At 47.9% G+C, this 2453-nt stretch carries 1 tRNA gene and 2 rRNA genes (1 of these 3 running past the window's edge); all 3 read left to right on the forward strand.

The features are described 5' to 3' along the window. Positions 1 to 179 precede the first annotated feature (179 nt). Positions 180 to 1729: ribosomal RNA gene (locus G6R27_RS06245) — 16S ribosomal RNA — on the forward strand. A gap of 99 nt (positions 1730 to 1828) precedes the next feature. Then, a tRNA-Ala gene (locus tag G6R27_RS06250) sits at positions 1829 to 1901 on the forward strand. 177 nt (positions 1902 to 2078) lie between these two features. Beyond that, positions 2079 to 2453: ribosomal RNA gene (locus tag G6R27_RS06255) — 23S ribosomal RNA — on the forward strand; its annotated part runs 2171 nt beyond the window's last position; the annotation flags it as partial.

A 2453-nucleotide genomic window follows, 5' to 3' on the forward strand; every position in this document is an offset into this window, starting at 1 on the left:
ATCGGGTACGCACATTGAAAACTGAACAAAACTTTGAACAAACAAATCTGTAACGAGATTTAGCTATGACAGCTAGATCTAACAAATTTGCGAAGTCAATTCGTAACAAACAATAAACGGATAGGCGTTATCGAGAGATAGCAACTAGCCAGTTTAATCGAAGAGCAATCTTCAAACTTCAACATGAGAGTTTGATCCTGGCTCAGGATGAACGCTGGCGGCGTGCCTAATACATGCAAGTCGTACGAACAGCGGAAAGTGCTTGCACTTTCCAAGTAAGTGGCGAACGGGTGAGTAACACGTGAATAACCTACCTTAAAGCCTGGGATAACCACTGGAAACAGTGACTAATACCGGATAAAACCCAGAAGCACATGCTTCAAGGTTAAAAGCTGCGCATGCAGCACTTCAAGATGGATTCGCGCTGCATTAGTTAGTTGGTGAGGTAAAAGCTCACCAAGACGATGATGCATAGCCGAGTTGAGAGACTGACCGGCCACATTGGGACTGAGACACGGCCCAAACTCCTACGGGAGGCTGCAGTAGGGAATCTTCCACAATGGGCGCAAGCCTGATGGAGCAACGCCGCGTGTGTGATGAAGGCTTTCGGGTCGTAAAGCACTGTTGTATGGGAAGAACGGGTTTAAGAGGAAATGCTTAAACAGTGACGGTACCATACCAGAAAGGGACGGCTAAATACGTGCCAGCAGCCGCGGTAATACGTATGTCCCGAGCGTTATCCGGATTTATTGGGCGTAAAGCGAGCGCAGACGGTAGGATAAGTCTGAAGTGAAAGCCCACAGCTTAACTGTGGAATGGCTTTGGAAACTGTCTTACTTGAGTGCAGTAGAGGTAAGTGGAACTCCATGTGTAGCGGTGGAATGCGTAGATATATGGAAGAACACCAGTGGCGAAGGCGGCTTACTGGACTGCAACTGACGTTGAGGCTCGAAAGTGTGGGTAGCAAACAGGATTAGATACCCTGGTAGTCCACACCGTAAACGATGGATACTAGTTGTTAGAGGGTTTCCGCCCTTTAGTGACGAAGCAAACGCATTAAGTATCCCGCCTGGGGAGTACGACCGCAAGGTTGAAACTCAAAGGAATTGACGGGGACCCGCACAAGCGGTGGAGCATGTGGTTTAATTCGAAGCAACGCGAAGAACCTTACCAGGTCTTGACATCCTTTGAAGCTAAAAGAGATTTTAGTGTCTTCTTCGGAAGCAAAGTGACAGGTGGTGCATGGCCGTCGTCAGCTCGTGTCGTGAGATGTTGGGTTAAGTCCCGCAACGAGCGCAACCCTTATGTTTAGTTGCCAGCATTCAGTTGGGCACTCTAGACAGACTGCCGGTGACAAACCGGAGGAAGGCGGGGACGACGTCAGGTCATCATGCCCCTTATGACCTGGGCTACACACGTGCTACAATGGCGTATACAACGAGCAGCGAACTCGCGAGGGTAAGCGAATCTCTTAAAGTACGTCTCAGTTCGGATTGTAGTCTGCAACTCGACTACATGAAGTCGGAATCGCTAGTAATCGCGGATCAGCATGCCGCGGTGAATACGTTCCCGGGTCTTGTACACACCGCCCGTCACACCATGGGAGTTGGTAATGCCCAAAGCCGGTGGCCTAACCTTCGGGGAGGAGCCGTCTAAGGCAGGACTGATGACTGGGGTGAAGTCGTAACAAGGTAGCCGTAGGAGAACCTGCGGCTGGATCACCTCCTTTCTAAGGATAACCGGAACGTTACAGTGACTTAGATGTCGATTTGAATTGTGTCAAAGTTTTGTTTAGTTTTGAGTGTGTGAACTCTACCGATAAGGGTATGGGGGATTAGCTCAGCTGGGAGAGCACCTGCTTTGCAAGCAGGGGGTCATCGGTTCGATCCCGATATTCTCCATTGGCTATTTAGGTAGCCAAGCTTGTACATTGAAAACTGAATAATCAAGAAAATCTTTTAAAATCAAGAAATTGATTCTTAAATAAACCGAGAAACAACACAAGTTCTTTAAAAAGAACGGTTTAATCGCAGGTCTTAAAAGACCAACTCATAAAACTGATCCAACTTTAAAGTTGTGGTTAAGTGAATAAGGGCGCGTGGTGGATGCCTTGGCACTAGGAGCCGATGAAGGACGTGACTAACTACGATAAGCTTCGGGGAGCGGTAAGTACGCTATGAGCCGGAGATTTCCGAATGGGGAAACCCAACATTATAATGTTATCTAACCGCCAATACATAACGGTTAGAAGGAAGACGCTGTGAACTGAAACATCTCATTAGCAGCAGGAGCAGAAAGAAAAATCGATTCCCTGAGTAGCGGCGAGCGAAACGGGAAGAGCCCAAACCAGGATGCTTGCATCTTGGGGTAGTAGGACTGTCGTTGAGTTACCAAGTAAGCATTTAGGTGAAAACGTTGGGAAGCGTTATCAAAGAGGGTGATAATCCCGTAAC

Origin of the sequence: Fructobacillus papyriferae (genome assembly GCF_018437225.1) — a bacterium.
Taxonomy (GTDB): Bacteria; Bacillota; Bacilli; order Lactobacillales; family Lactobacillaceae; genus Fructobacillus; species Fructobacillus papyriferae.